The organism is Sphingobacterium hungaricum, from assembly GCF_015210005.1.
GTDB lineage: Bacteria > Bacteroidota > Bacteroidia > Sphingobacteriales > Sphingobacteriaceae > Sphingobacterium > Sphingobacterium hungaricum.
The window spans coordinates 3,011,879-3,027,081 of the sequence record NZ_MU158698.1 but is presented as its reverse complement, the minus strand read 5'-3'; the positions used below and the strand labels follow the sequence as shown (position 1 = coordinate 3,027,081).

General features: G+C 38.9%; 9 protein-coding genes. 5 read left to right on the top strand and 4 right to left on the bottom strand.

Annotated elements, in window-relative coordinates:
- Nucleotide 1: 1 nt before the first annotated feature.
- The 4 genes from C4F49_RS16400 to C4F49_RS16385 all read right to left on the bottom strand — a co-directional run bounded on the left by C4F49_RS16400 (nt 2) and on the right by C4F49_RS16385 (nt 10,427).
- Nucleotides 2-3,286 carry a TonB-dependent receptor gene (locus tag C4F49_RS16400; protein ID WP_196936918.1) on the bottom strand — a complete coding sequence of 1,095 codons (3,285 nt, stop codon included), beginning with the start codon at nt 3,284-3,286 and terminating at the stop codon, nt 2-4.
- Nucleotides 3,287-3,576: 290 nt separating this feature from the next.
- Complete coding sequence (locus tag C4F49_RS16395) at nt 3,577-6,864, bottom strand: TonB-dependent receptor (RefSeq protein WP_196936917.1); 3,288 nt, start codon at nt 6,862-6,864, stop codon at nt 3,577-3,579.
- Nucleotides 6,865-7,364: 500 nt separating this feature from the next.
- A complete protein-coding gene (locus C4F49_RS16390; RefSeq protein WP_196937300.1) occupies nt 7,365-9,752 on the bottom strand; it encodes an endonuclease MutS2 in 2,388 nt (795 codons plus the stop codon).
- Nucleotides 9,753-9,755: 3 nt separating this feature from the next.
- Complete coding sequence (locus C4F49_RS16385) at nt 9,756-10,427, bottom strand: DUF4296 domain-containing protein (RefSeq protein ID WP_196936916.1); 672 nt, start codon at nt 10,425-10,427, stop codon at nt 9,756-9,758.
- Between the two features lie 82 nt (nt 10,428-10,509).
- On the opposite strand from C4F49_RS16385, the gene C4F49_RS16380 reads away from it, so the two are divergent.
- From C4F49_RS16380 to C4F49_RS16360, 5 genes are all read left to right on the top strand, one after another.
- Entirely contained in the window at nt 10,510-11,202 is a 693-nt protein-coding gene (locus tag C4F49_RS16380; protein WP_196936915.1) for a YggS family pyridoxal phosphate-dependent enzyme, read from the top strand.
- 2 nt (nt 11,203-11,204) lie between these two features.
- Nucleotides 11,205-11,666: a GNAT family N-acetyltransferase gene (locus tag C4F49_RS16375; RefSeq protein ID WP_196936914.1), complete on the top strand. Its 462-nt coding sequence runs from the start codon at nt 11,205-11,207 to the stop codon at nt 11,664-11,666.
- Nucleotides 11,659-12,480, top strand: a complete 822-nt coding sequence (locus tag C4F49_RS16370; protein WP_196936913.1) for a DUF3298 and DUF4163 domain-containing protein — start codon at nt 11,659-11,661, stop codon at nt 12,478-12,480. Before C4F49_RS16375 ends, C4F49_RS16370 begins: the two co-directional genes overlap by 8 nt.
- 18 nt (nt 12,481-12,498) lie before the next feature.
- Nucleotides 12,499-13,767, top strand: a complete 1,269-nt coding sequence (locus C4F49_RS16365; protein WP_196936912.1) for an aspartate kinase — start codon at nt 12,499-12,501, stop codon at nt 13,765-13,767.
- Nucleotides 13,768-13,961: 194 nt separating this feature from the next.
- Nucleotides 13,962-15,158 (top strand): class I SAM-dependent methyltransferase, encoded by a 1,197-nt coding sequence (locus tag C4F49_RS16360; RefSeq protein ID WP_196936911.1) that lies wholly within the window; start codon nt 13,962-13,964, stop codon nt 15,156-15,158.
- Nucleotides 15,159-15,203 lie beyond the last annotated feature (45 nt).

The following is a 15,203-nucleotide window of genomic DNA, read 5'->3' as shown; positions in this document are numbered from 1 at the left end:
CTTATCTGAAATTTACTCTGACACCAAATTGCATGTAGTAAGTTGAAGAAATGGATGCTGTAGTATAATTTGTTGCACTCATTGCGGCACCATTAGCATATCCAATATTAAAGGTTGGGACAACCGTTCCATCTGGATTTATGGATGAAACATTTTGAGGTCTTAATAGCGAGACATTAGCAGTTTTGTACACTCCCCAATTTGGATTCAATAAATTGCCAATATTGAAAACATTCCAAAATACTTCAAGCGAATTATTTTTACCAGCAATGTTATGTAAGATTTCTTGTGTTAAATTCAAATCAATTTGATTACGCCAAGGTAAAATACCTCCATTTCGTTCAACATATTGACCTTTTCTTGAACTTAAATATTTATCACTTTCAATTAAATCAAAGAACATATCCGATTGTTCCTGCGCTGTATATGCAATTCCACCATAATTCGCCGCGCTAGATGATGAGACATTTACAAATGTGATTTCACTTGGGTCATTTGGAATATAAATTAAGTCATTCGTATTACCGTCACGATTGAAATCTGAGCTATACATATATGATACTCTTCCAGATGTAGAACCGGAATAAGTCAGTGTTGCAGATGTTTTTAATTTTGCTATCCAAGCATTTTCATACGACACATATCCAACAACACGATCAGGCAGTACGTTTGTGGTGTAACCTAGTGAAGGATTGTTTGAATTTCCACTTGAATTTGGAGGAATCGACCATAAATTAGCTATTTGGTCACCTGAGCCATCGCCATAGTTTTGAGCTCCAGATTTTGTGTAGGCAATGGATCCAGAAAATCCTTTGTCAAATGCTTTTTGCAACTGCAAAGTCACTGACCAATAATGTCCACCTTCCGCATTAGTCATGTAAGTAGGCACAAATGAATTCGTACCCGTTTCGGAAACTTGCCCCGCAGAAGTTAATGAATAAATGTATTTTTCTGCGGTTGCATTTGGATAAATCATTCGATGGTCATTGTAACCTGGGATATTCATTGGGGTTGGATCAACTAAATTTACATTTTTTGCCACAACAGCATTAATGTCTTTATCGTAGATGGCTTCAACACTTGCCTGCAAATCCCACCAAGGCAATTTATAGTCAACCGCAAAACTTGATTTCCATGTGGATGGGAATTTTAAATTTTCATCCATCGCTGAAATAGAAGATGGAATAAATGTTCCTGCAGCAGGCAATGTCGAAGGAATATTGGCTTTAATGTCGGGACTAAAAGCTGGCACGTCTGCTCCTGTAAATATTTGAGTTGCTTGAAGCATTCCGGCATCGCCTGATTGTGCAACGATCCAAACAAAAGGAATACGGCCAGTAAAAATTCCAGTTCCACCACGTAAAATCAACGAGCGATCTCCCAAAGCATCATAATTAAATCCAATCCTTGGAGAAACCATCACGCTAGCTTTGGGCATGGCACCTGTATTTAATTTTAAGCCATCAGCAAACTCCAATTCAGCAACCATTGGATGTGTTTGCATTTCTGGAACACTTGGATACATCGGAACTTCCAAACGTAATCCCCCAGTTAATTTAAATCTATCATTAAAAGTGTATTGATCTTGCAAAAGGAAAGAAAGTTGATTGAATTTGAACGAAGGAAAAGCCTGCGACCCATCTGGATTTAACGAATAGGTAATCACATAATTTGCAGCCCGCGTGCCATTTACAAAATCATCCCAAGAATTATATAGATAATAGCCAGTTCCGAATCGCATAAATCCATTTTTAGTGGTGCTGGTTTCAAATTGAGCCCCGTAAGTAAAATCATTCTTTCCGATGGAGTACTTTCCATCCCAATAAGCTGTCCAAGTTTCCACATCGCGCAGATTACCATAGGAAAATGGTTCTGTACCAAAAGTTGTGATAATATTTTCATCTTGTTTGATATCCACTAAAGGAAATTCACCACCATCATAAGAACGTGGTTCATTTTGGTTGACGTAAGAAAGCCGTACCGTATTATTGGTATTTCCCCATAAACCGGTATATTCAGCAACAGCCGAAAACAAGTTTGTTTCTTGGTAATAATTTGAATTGCTAAAATGTATGGTATTGTCACCAGTTCTGCTTAATCCAGTACTGTTTATACCAGATCCCGTAAAAGAACTACTAATTGTTTGAGGTGTCTTAGCTAAAACTTGATTGTACCTGAAATTAATTTTATGATTGTCTGATATGTTCCAATCAATTTTAGCAAATATTTTATCATTATTACTATTGTTAGAATAACCTTGATATGGACCTGGATCGTAACCATACGAATTGATTAAATAACTACTTACCTCATTCAAAAACTTTTCAGTTGGTCGGGCAAAATAAGTTTCAGTTCCATAATCCGACTCATTAATAGAAGCAATTTTCGTTGGTCCTGGAGTAAGCGTTTTATTTTGTTCTAAATTGACGAAGAAAAAGAGTTTGTTTTTGATAATTGGTCCTCCCAAACTAAAACCATATTGCTTTTCTTGTAATTTGCTAAAAGGTACAGAAACATCTTCTACTCGAGTTCCTTGCTGATTATCCGATCGACCAGCATAAAAAGCCGATCCAAAAAAATTGTTTGTTCCTGATCGGGTTACAGCATTTACTGCAGCACCAGTAAACCCAGATTCACGAACGTCGAACGGCGTTAAATTGACTACAATTTGTTCAATCGCATCGATGGATATTGGCGAGCCGTTTGCCGGAATATTCTGCCCGATGCCAAATTGGTTGTTAAAATTCGCTCCATCGACAGAAAAGTTATTCGACCGATAATTTCCTCCTCCAATCGACGTTCCATTAGCTTGAGGCGTTAATCGCGTAAAATCATTGACGCTTCTGGATATGGAAGGCAGGTTGGCAATCTGCGTTCGATTTATGACAGTAGAAGTCCCGTTCTTTTGTGTATTTGACAAATGACCAGTCACGGTAACAACTTCAATTGCTGTGTTGCTATCACCGAAAATAGCATTTAGCAGATAAGGCTGAGATAATTGGATATATACGTCATTATAAACCAAAGGTTCTTTTCCTACATAGGAGATGTCAACTTTATAAGGCCCTCCCACCCTTAAGTTGGCCAAATTAAATCGTCCTGTAGCGTTGGACGAAATTGTATAAACAGTTCCGGTCGGCAAATGCGTTGCACGAATAGTAGCCTGTTCAATTGGAACTCCCAAATGGTCGCTTACTGATCCCGAAAGATTTCCTGTAGTAATTTGAGCATTCACAAGAATTGTTACACCCATTAAAGCGAAGAATAGTAAAAGTATTTTTTTCATTCAATTAGTTGTTAATTAGTACTACAAAGCTAGGTATAGTTTGTAATAAGCTCAGCAACTTAACAATAATCTAATGTTGATAACTAACTTATTTTAAGTTAATTACACATAAAATAACACTTACTTTTACTAAAATAATATTCTTAAAAAATAACAAACTATTTCATATAGAAATATTAGTAATCAAATTGATATTTTATTTCTGAAAACAAAAAAGCCCCGGACAAGTCCGAGGCTTTATGTGGAAAAAAAGTTTAGCTTTTAGAGAAAAGCTTCTTTTTGATTATAGCTTATTTGAAATTAATTCTAACTCCAAATTGCATGTAATATGTTGAAGTAATAGACTCATTTGTAAACGACGTAGATTTCATTGCATCGCCGTTAGCATAACCGATGTTGAAAGTTGGTTTAGTCGTTCCATCTGGAGTTAATGCCGAAGTATTCATCGGTCTTAAAATTGCAGTGTTGGCAGTTTTATAAACTCCCCAATCTGAATTAAATAAGTTACCTACGTTGAACACATCCCAGAAAACTTCAAGAGAATTGTTTTTACCAGCGATGTTGCTAAGAATCTCTTGTTGCAATCTTAAATCAAATTGATTTCTCCAAGGCATAATACCACCATTACGTTCTGCATATTGACCTTTTCTTGATTTCAAATACTTATCATTATCAATTAGATCGAAAAACATAGCAGACTGTTCAGCAGCAGTGTAAGTATTTCCACCATAATTGGATGCGTTAGCAGCGGTAATATCAACGAAAGTTATTTCGCTTGCATCTTTAGGAACATAAACTAAATCATTGCTCTGTCCGTCTCTATTGAAATCGGCACTATACATGTATGAAACTCTTCCTGTAGAAGAACCTGAATAGAATAACGTAATTGCAGTATTTAAGTTTTTAATCCATTTGTTTTCGTAACTAACAAATCCCACAACGCGATCAGGCAAAACATTCGTAGTGTAACTCAACGATGCAAGATTTGAGTTTCCGCTAAATTGTTGAGGAATACCCCATAAGTTAGCGATTTGATCTCCTGAACCATCGCCAAAGTTTTTAGCTCCAGATCTTGTATAAGCAACTGAGGCACTGAATCCGTCTACAAATGATTTTTGTAACTGTAACATTGCTGACCAATAATGACCGCCTTTAGCATTAGTCATATAAGTAGGAACAAATGAATTTGTTCTGTCCGTTGGAAGCGATGATAGTTGACCAGCGTCAGTCAATGTATAAATGTACTTATCTCTGTTTGCGCTTGGGTAAATGAAGCGGTTATCAGCATATCCATCAATATTCAAGGCTGTTGGCTCAACTAAGTTAACATTCTTTGCTACAACAGCATTGATATCCTTGTTGTAGATAGCTTCGAATGTAGCTTGAATACCCCAAGGCAATGTGTAATCAACTGCAAAACTTGATTTCCAAGTCGAAGGGAATTTTAAATTCTCATCCATCGCAGAAACAGCTGAAGGAATGAAAGTACCTGCTGTAGGTAATGTCGCAGGAACGTTTGCACTAACATCAGGGCTAAAATCAGGAACAGCTGAACCCGTGTAAACTTGAGAAGCTTGAAGCATTCCAGCATCACCAGATTGAGCAACGATCCAAACAAAAGGAATACGTCCCGTGAAGATACCTGTTCCACCTCTAAAGATTAAAGAACGGTCACCGAATGCATCGTAGTTGAAACCGATTCTTGGTGATAACATCGGTCTTGTTTTAGGCATATTTCCAGTATTCAATCTCAAACCACCCGCTAAATCAAGCTCAGCAACCATTGGATGAGTTTTCATCTGATCAACATTTGGATAGCTTGGTAGCTCCAAACGTAAACCTCCAGTAATTTTCAACTTATCATTGACGTTAAATTGATCTTGAACGAAGAATGATAATTGATTGAATTTAAATGAAGGGAATGCTTGTGATCCATCCGCATTTAGAGAATAGGTAAGTGCATAATTAGCAGCTTTATTTCCGTTTACGAAATCTTCCCAAGAGTTAAACAAATAGTATCCAGTTCCAAAACGTTGAAATCCGTTTTTAGTCGTACTTGTTTCGAACTGAGCACCATACGTAAAATCATGTTTTTGGAATGAATAGTTCCCATCCCAATATGCAGTTAATGTCTCTACATCACGCAGATTTCCATAAGAGAATGGATCAGTACCAAAAGTTGTTATAACGTCTTGATCCTTTTTAATGTCCACTAAAGGAAATGCACCACCATCATATGATCTTGGCTCGTTTTGATTAACGTAAGAAACACGGATTGTGTTGCTTGTATTTCCCCATACACCAGCGTATTCAGCTACAGCTGCATATAAGTTAGTTTCTTGAAAATAGTTTGAGTTGCTGAAGTGCAATGCATTCGAACCTGTACGGCTTAAGCCTGTTAAGTTCGACCCACTAAAAGAGTTACTTAAAGAAGAAGGGCTTTTCGCAAGAACTTGATTGTATCTAAAGTTAATTTTATGGTTTTCAGCAATATTCCAATCTATTTTAGCAAATATCTTGTCGTTGTTGCTTTTGTTTGAATATCCCTGATAAGCTCCTGGATCGTAGCCATAATTATTCACTAAGTAATTGCTAACCTCGTTCATAAATGCTACAGTTGGTCTAGCATAAAAACTTTCTGTACCAAAATCCGATTCATTAATGGAAGCAATTTTTGTCGGGCCAGGAGTCGTTGTTTTAGTTTGCTCTAAGTTAACGAAGAAAAATAATTTGTTTTTGATGATTGGGCCACCTAAGCTAAATCCATATTGTTTTTCGCTCATGTCACTGAATGGAACCTGAACATCTCCAACACGTGTACCTTGCTGTTTGTCCGATCTTCCTGTGTAGAAAGCTGATCCAAAAAACTTGTTAGAACCAGAACGAGTTACCGCATTAATCGCAGCGCCTGTAAAACCTGACTGACGAATGTCAAATGGAGTTACGTTAACAGCAATTTGTTCGATCGCATCAATTGAGATAGGAGAACCTCCCGCAGGGATGTTTTGACCGATACCGAATTGATTGTTAAAGTTCGCACCATCCACAGAGAAATTGTTTGAACGATAATTTCCACCACCGATTGATGTTCCATTTGCTTGTGGCGTTAATCTCGTCAAATCATTTACACTACGTGAAATTGAAGGTAAATTTTCAATTTGATTACGGTTAACAACTGTCGAAGCGCCATTTTTTTCAGTACTTCTTAAGTTTCTTCCAGTCACAGCTACCTCTTCGATCGATGTCGTGCTGTCTGCGAAAACTGGATTAAGGATAAACGGCTGACCTAACTGTAAGAATACATCCTCATAGATAACAGGACTTTGTCCTACGTAAGTCACTTCAATGCGGTAAGGACCTCCTACGCGCATGTTTGATAAGTTGAAACGACCTGCAACATTTGCTGATCCAGAGTAAACGGTTCCGGAAGGTACGTGTGTAGCTTTAATAGTAGCTCCCGAGGTGGCATGTCCTGTAGACTCCGTAACGACACCCGTCATGCTACTAGTGGTTACTTGAGCTTGGATGGTACCATAACTCGCAAGAACCAAAGCAAAGAAAAGTAGAGATTTCTTCATGTGTTTTGTTTAGAATAATAATATCTGCCACAAAAGTAAAAAGTCTATTGGTAAATAGATTGAGTTAACAGAAACTTAATATTCACTTATTAAAAATCAAATGATTTTTCTAACGATATAAATCTTTTAATCTTTGAGATAAATTAAAAAATCATAAATCATTTAATGGAGGATTTAAAGTTTGTAAATTATTTGAACGGTTTATTGAAATTTTAACAAAAATTAACAATTCAAAAAATGTGGATAAGTTTTTTGTTATTTTTTTTCGATAAACATCATATTGTATCTTTTGAATCCTAAACTATCTGTTTTTTAGACTAAAAAGATTTTAAGTTCCTCCCTTTTGTCGGTTCAAAATCTGAGTTTTTCTCTTTTTAGGAGCAAACATGCTCAAGAATTTCGTTTGTTTACCGAAATGCATATCCATTTAAGACAAAAACTTGTTAATCCAACCTAAGGACTAACAAGTTTTTCCTATTTTTTGGTAAAACGGCAACATTCTATCCGATATAGGCGTAAGTTATGCCATCACCACCACGATCCGCATGCTCATCTTCGAAACGAGAGACATGGCTATATTTTCGAAGGTACTCCCGGATAAACCTCCGCAAGATTCCATCCCCCTTTCCGTGGATAATTTTAAGGCTAGGGTAGCCAATCATTACCGCACGGTCAAGTACCAATTCCATTTTTTGCAAAGCATCTTCGGTACGCATGCCTCGCAAATCAACTTCAGGATGAAAATCAGCTATTGAAGAGGTCGAAGCCGCATGGCTCTTACGAACGACCTTTGCCTTTTCTTTACCACGAAGCTTTTCAACCTTATTCTGCTTCACAACGGTGCGCAACTCTCCCATTGCCAAGATCAAATTATTATTCTTAGCGACTTCCAAAACTTGCGCCTCTGCGCCTGAATCCAAAATCTTTACCCAATCTCCTATCTCAATGCCCTGATCAATTATTTCTTTTTGATTAGCCACTGTGGGATTTGGCTTTTTCTTTTTCTCAGTATGCTGATCGATGGCTTGATTCAGCTTTGAACGGATTTCTTTCGTTTTCTCTTTATCTGCCGCAACCGATTTAATATCAGATATGGTATTTTCGATTAACTTATTCGCATCCTTAAGCAACTGCCGGGCTTCTTCTTTTGCATCTTTGATCAGCTGGCGCTTATTCTCCTGCAGATCATGATTCAATGTTTCGTATTGCTCTTTGAGCAAGATCATTTCTTTCTCTCGCTTGTTGATGGCAATCTTCGTGTCGTAGACTTGTTTTTTATCGCGTTCTAAATCAACCAATAGCGTATCAACTTTTTTCTGTTGCACACCAATCTTTTGTTTTGCAAGCTCGAGTACCTCTTTCGGCAATCCGATTTTTTGAGCAATTTCGAACGCGTACGAACTTCCAGGTTTTCCAACTTGAAGGATATATAGTGGCTTCATCTGCACATTATCAAAAAGCATGGACGCATTCTGTAATCCTTCTGTATGGCTTGCATACAGCTTTAAGTTGGAATAATGTGTGGTAATGACCGCTCTGATCTTCTTGTTATTCAGTGTTTCTAAAACAGCTTCCGCAATAGGCCCACCGAACTGAGGGTCCGTGCCGGTTCCAAATTCGTCAATCAGCACCAATGTATTCGCATTTGCGAAATCCGCGAAATACTTCATCTTAGATAAATGGGCACTATACGTACTCAAATCCGATTCTATGGATTGATCGTCGCCTATATCAGCAAACAGCTGGTTGAACACACCAACTTTGGAGGTCGCATCTGCAGGAATCAATATACCTGACTGCAACATCAGCTGCAACAAGCCTACCGTTTTCATACAAACCGATTTCCCACCCGCATTTGGTCCCGAAACTAAGATGACCCGATCTATTGCATCTACTTTAATGTTCAATGGAACGACAGTTCCTTGATTTCCCTTTTTATGGTTTAGGAAGAGCAATGGATGCCGCGCATTGATTAAATTAAATTCTGCTTGCTTCACCAGTTCAGGCATTTCCGCTTCGATGTCCAAAGCAAATAACGCCTTTGCACGAACAAAATCCAATTTTGTCAGCAAACCATGATAAGCTAATAGCAATGGAACATGCGGGCGCAATTCGCTAGTTAACTCCGTCAGGATTCGAATTACTTCCCTTCGGCGTTCAAAAGTCAAATCCCTAACTTTATTATTCAGGTGAAATACTTCATCCGGCTCGATATAAGCTGTTTGGCCAGTCGCCGATTCATCGTGGATCAAGCCTTTGACTTTGCGTTTGTTTTCCGCAAGAATCGGAATACACAAACGTCCATCCCGAATGGTCAGGTTGCCATCGGCCGTCCAGCCATTGTTTTGCGCTTGCTTGAAAACAGTTTCCAGGCGCTTTCTTGCTTCCTGCTCGCTCTTGAGAATCTGTTGTGTCAAATCCAAAAGCAATCGCGAAGCGTTGTCTTTCATTCGGCCGTGGTCGTCGATAACGGACTCGATGCTGCGAACAATCTTTGTCTCGATCGGAAGGTGCTCGAAGAGCAATTCCAAATGCGGATAAAGCCCTTGGCGATCATTAAAATACCGAATAATTGCATACACTGTTCTTAGCGAAAGCAAAATGCGGTAACATTCTTCTTCCGAAAGAAAAGCACCTTCTAGCCTCGCCTTTTCGGCAACATTTTTTATCGGGTAAAAATGATCCACCGGCAATGGGGAATCATTCTGGATTAAATCTTTAAATTCATTTGTTTGGCGAAGGAATCGATCGATCTGATCCAATTTATTCTGAGGCTGGATTTTATCCACCATTTCGCGTCCCGCCTCACTCAAACATTTAAGCTTGATAAACTCTTTAATCTCAAGAAAACCTAGCTTATCACTCGCATTCTGCGGATATACCTTCATCATCTATCTTATCACGGGTTTAGTTTGCAACGGTATTCTAGTCTCTGAAGGCGCTGGAAGTGCTGGTCGTTCAATCAATGCATCGGGTTGCGCAGGCTGTTCCCGAATAGTTTCCAGCGGAACCTGAGCCGGAACGGGCTGAGGCAATGGCTGAATATCATAACCATATGCATTCAGGCGGAAAGGAATTTGGGTATATACGATACGCTGTACATCTTGGTAGGTCAATGCCGTACTATCCAAATGAACATTGGTAATCAATGACCTTCTATACATCATATCTTCGTGAAGACGAGCAACTCGGTTCACGCTATCCTGAATCACCACATTGCGAATTGAATCCGTTTTATTGATTTGCGTTTGTTCTTCACGTAAACTAACCAATACATTGTCGTATAATTTTTCGGCTTCCGTCGGATGGCTTAAATAATAATCCAAATTCGTTGCAAACGAGGTCGAATCCAAATCATATTTGTCAAAAATAACATCATAATAGCTATTGATGACTTTCTTAGCACTATCCACAGGCAATGTCGACAAATATGCATCCATCACTTGCACCTCCTTTAATAAGGAAGTCATCTTTTTTTCGGATAGAATTCCTTTTGGCAAGGAATTGGTACACGAAATAAAGACAAAAAACGATAAAAGTATACTGTATAATAAACGTTGCATTTTGTAAATTTGTACAAAAATAAGAAAACACATTCAATAAGCGACTTCCCTAATTTTCGAATTCGTTAAATAATCATAAATAATGAGTATAAAAGAGAACATTCAAACCTTAAAGAAAGAATTAGACGCTAAAAACGTCAAATTAGTCGCTATATCAAAAACAAAACCCAACGAAGATATCCTTGTTGCTTACGAAGCAGGCCAGCGCGCTTTTGGCGAAAACATGGTACAGGAAATGGTCGAGAAAGAAGAAGCCTTACCGAAAGATATTGAATGGCACTTGGTTGGCCATTTGCAAAGCAACAAAGTAAAATACATAGCACCATTTGTTTCCTTGATCCACTCAGTGGATTCAGTAAAATTATTAAAGGAAATCGATAAGCAGGCACTGAAAAATAAACGCGTGATCGACTGCTTGTTGCAAGTATACATTACTGACGAAGACAGTAAGTTTGGCTTAGATCATGCCGAGCTGATCGAATTGCTTCGCGATGAAGAATTCCGCATGTTGAAGAACATTCGCATTCGCGGGTTGATGGGCATCGCTACCAATACCGACAGCGAGAAGGTGGTGAAAGAAGAATTTTATGAACTGAAGATGCTTTTTGATGGCGTCAAGGTCACTTATTTCCGTCAGGAGGATTCCTTCGATATTTTATCGATGGGCATGTCTTCAGATTTTGAGCTGGCGATCGAACAAGGCAGTAACCTCGTTCGCTTGGGCAGTTCAATTTTTGGAAAAAGAGTTACAAAACATTTTAAATTGAAAGATTAAACATGTCGTTTAAAGTTAGAAAAGCTACTGTTAAAGATGTAGATCGGATGATGGAATTGATTCGTGAGTTGGCTGTGTTCGAGAAACAACCGGATGCAGTAACCGTTTCTATTTTTGAGTTCATGGATGCCGGTTTTGGCGAAAACCCCGTTTGGGGTGCTTTTGTGGGAGAAATCAATGGGTACATAGTTGGGCTTTCCCTGTATTACGTGCGATATTCGACTTGGAAGGGTCGGCGCTTGTATTTGGAGGATTTGATCGTGGCCGAAGAAATGCGCGGAAACGGTTACGGAAAGCAATTGCTGGATCATACGATCCAATATGCAAAGGATAAGAAATATAGCGGGATGATGTGGCAAGTATTGGATTGGAACGAACCTGCTATTCATTTCTACGAAAAATATAAGGCCAGTTTTGACGGTGAATGGGTGAATGTAAGTTTAAATTTTCCTGACTATGATTAGATATGCATTCCTTATTTCCATGGTTTGTCTATTCTATTCGTGCCAACAGCCTGCAAAACAAAAAGAAGTCGAAGAAGAAAACGAGCCAAAACAGGCTGCTGTCCAAAAATCGGACACGGCCAAATATAGCATGATGGAGTTCAAGCGCATCAGTCCTTATTTTCAACAAAATGAGGAGCAATTGGACACTACCTATTTCGAGGTTTTTTATCCTAAGTTCGAAAATCCTGTTGTCGATTCATTTGTTCAGAAGAACCTGTTGGTCGATGGTGAATCCACGCTTGATGAAGCATCTGATAGTTTCTTGTCAGGTTATAATGAATTTGTCGAAGACAATGACGACCGCATTTCGAAAGCAACTTGGTTCAAGAAAATCAATTTGAAGATCCATGTAAATTCTCCAAAAGTCATTTCCATCAGCAATTTTACTTACGAATTTACAGGCGGTGCGCATGGCAATTACTATTCCTTATGGACAAATTATGACCCGATCAATAATGAAAAAATTGAGCTTAAATCCATAATTCCTGATTATAAAAGAAAAGAATTAGTTAAAATTGCAGAAAAACATTTTCGGATGTTAGAGAAGTTGTCCGACACGGCAAGTTATAGCGATCAATATTTCTTCGATAACCATCAGTTTGCATTGACTGAAAATTTTGGCTTGTTGAAAGATTCGATCATCTTCTATTACAATCCGTATGAAATAAAATCATACGCCGACGGCCCCACAGAATTAAAGATTCCTTACGATTCCATAAAGGATTTATTTAATGCTAAAGGACTTAACTACATCAAAAGTATTGCAAATTAATTTAGAGTTTTAACCTTCATGCAAGTATTCAAATTTGGGGGAGCATCCGTTAAAGATGCTACCAGTGTAAAAAATGTAACCTCGATCATTCAAAACTATCAGGATGAACCCCTTTTGGTGGTCGTCTCGGCAATGGGAAAGACAACCGATCGCCTTCAGGAAATCACTAACGCTTATGTGAAAGGCGAAGGTGACGCATTTTGTTTACTGGAAAAACTTAAACAAGAACACAATATTTTGTTGCATGAGCTTTTTGAGGTCGAAGTGCATCCTATCTACGATGAAGTGGCGAATGCTTTTGTCGAGATCGAATGGATCCTCGAAGAAGAACCCCAAGATGCTTACGACTACCTGTATGACCAGATCGTGTCGATGGGCGAATTGATTTCTACGAAAATCATTGCGGCCTACGGCAAGCATATCGGTTTGAATACCGTTTGGCTGGATGCTCGAGATTATATCTTTACCGACAATGCCTACCGTGAAGCGAATGTGGATTGGGAAAAGACGGAAGAAAAGATTCGCCGTGAAATTCCTTCGATATTGGACGAACAGGTGGTAATCACGCAAGGATTTATCGGTTCGACCTCCGAAAACTTCACAACGACTTTAGGGCGCGAAGGTTCGGATTATTCAGCGGCTATCTTTGCTTCCTGCTTAAATGCTGAAAACATTACAATCTGGAAAGATGTTCCGGGTGTATTGAATGCAGACCCAAAATGGTTTGAGAAGACCGAATTGATTCCTGAGCTTTCCTACACCGATGCCATTGAGCTTACCTATTACGGAGCGACTGTCATCCATCCCAAAACGATTAAACCCTTGCAAAACAAGAAGATTACCTTGAATGTCAAATCATTTGTTAATCCTTCAGAACCTGGTACAGAAATCAAAACCACGAATCAAAAGCTTCCGGTTCCCTCCTTTATCTTTAAGGTCAACCAAGTTTTTATCAATATACAGCCAAGGGATTTCTCTTTTATTGTCGAAGACAACCTAAGCTATATTTTCAATCAATTCCATCAGCATCGGGTGAAAATCAATATGATGCACAATAGCGCGATTAGTTTTTCGGTTGCTGTGGATGATACGGGCGAAAATGTATTGGATCTATTGGAAAACTTGGAGAAGCGCTACAAAGTGACCGTGGCGACGGGTTTGGAATTGATTACGATACGCTATTATAACCAGGAAACGATTGATCGCGTGTTGGTCGACAAACAGATCATTCGCGAGCTAAAAGATAGCTATACCTGCCAAATGCTCGTAAAGAAGCGAGAAGATTAATTGAAAACTCAGACGTTTAATTTTAATTCAAACTTCAATTTATAAAGGCGAAAAATTATCCCGATTGAGTAAGGCGATGCAATTTTACTGGATTGGGATTTATTGTCCACATGTTGGCTAACGGTAATCAATTTCTATTTCATACCTGAAAGGGAAATAGTTTTTGACTTATAATCTTTACTTTTGGGATAATCATGAATAAGCATATCCTAGAGCCGGAGGTACAGGTTTTTCTAAAGGAAAAGGCTGCCGAAAATCCGCAAAAAATCGCTCTTCAAAAAAGTCCATTCCCTTTGGTGAGTTCGGGCGAACTGGCAAATCAACTCGATGGCCATCAGCGCTCGGTCAGCAAACTGCCGACTTGGGCTAGTACTGAAGGGATTTATTATCCAGATAAAATCAATATTGAACAAAGTTCTTCCGAAAAAACAGGCGCTCTAAAGCTTCGCCTAATCGAAGCCAACAGTCGGTTAATCGACCTTACAGGAGGATTTGGCGTAGACAGCTATTATTTTTCGACTAGCTGCAAAGAAGTGCTTTATTGTGAACTGAATGAACAGTTGGCGGAAATCGTAGCTTATAATGCGGGCATTTTAGGTGCAACGAATATCCGTTTTTTAAAAGCCGATGGCTTAGGAATCCTAAACGAGCAGGAAGATGGGAGTCTGGATTACATTTATGTAGACCCTTCGAGGCGCAACAAAAACCAGCGGTTTTTTCTTTTGGAGGAATGCGAACCCGATATTGTCGGTCTGCAAGATGTCTTTTTCCAGAAGGCAAAAACGGTCATTAGCAAGGTGTCGCCATTGCTGGATATTTCCAAAGCCATCAGCCAGCTGAAGCACTGCAAATCAGTCACGGTCGTGAGTGTAGATGGGGACTGCAAGGAATTGGTTTTTGTACAGGAAAGGGATTTTTCGGGCCATGTGAAGATTCAAGTGATTGCGCTTATCCGCGAGCAGGTCTACGAACTCTCCTACCCATTCCGGCAGGAAAAAGAAATCGAATTGAGCTATTCCGAACCGCTGAACTATTTATACGACCCGGATGTCGCCGTACTCAAGGCCGGTGCATTTAAGACCATTGCGCAGCAGTATAATATTCATAAACTTCATCAGCATAGCCATTTGTATAGTTCATCAGAATGGATACCTGACTTTATAGGACGGAGTTTTCATATCTTGGACATTCTTCCATTCGCGAGCTTGAAGAAGAACAATCCCTATCCGAAGGCGCATGTGCAGAGCAAAAACTTTCCGCTTAAAGTGGATGAAATCCGCAAGAAATTTAAAATCAAAGATGGCAATGAGATTTACCTGTTCTTTACGACAGACAAGGATGAAAAGCTGATTTGCATAGCGGCAAAAAAAGCGATTGCGGCAAGTGAATAGCTAAAAAAAGCCTTCGCAAATTTCTTTGGAAGGCTTTGATAATTC

Coding starts and splice junctions, on each gene's coding strand:
- C4F49_RS16395 (WP_196936917.1), bottom strand. CDS start 6,864: ATGAAGAAATCTCTACTTTTCTTTGCTTTGGTTCTTGCGAGTTATGGT.
- C4F49_RS16365 (WP_196936912.1), top strand. CDS start 12,499: ATGCAAGTATTCAAATTTGGGGGAGCATCCGTTAAAGATGCTACCAGT.
- C4F49_RS16375 (WP_196936914.1), top strand. CDS start 11,205: ATGTCGTTTAAAGTTAGAAAAGCTACTGTTAAAGATGTAGATCGGATG.
- C4F49_RS16400 (WP_196936918.1), bottom strand. CDS start 3,286: ATGAAAAAAATACTTTTACTATTCTTCGCTTTAATGGGTGTAACAATT.
- C4F49_RS16385 (WP_196936916.1), bottom strand. CDS start 10,427: ATGCAACGTTTATTATACAGTATACTTTTATCGTTTTTTGTCTTTATT.
- C4F49_RS16370 (WP_196936913.1), top strand. CDS start 11,659: ATGATTAGATATGCATTCCTTATTTCCATGGTTTGTCTATTCTATTCG.
- C4F49_RS16380 (WP_196936915.1), top strand. CDS start 10,510: ATGAGTATAAAAGAGAACATTCAAACCTTAAAGAAAGAATTAGACGCT.
- C4F49_RS16390 (WP_196937300.1), bottom strand. CDS start 9,752: ATGAAGGTATATCCGCAGAATGCGAGTGATAAGCTAGGTTTTCTTGAG.
- C4F49_RS16360 (WP_196936911.1), top strand. CDS start 13,962: ATGAATAAGCATATCCTAGAGCCGGAGGTACAGGTTTTTCTAAAGGAA.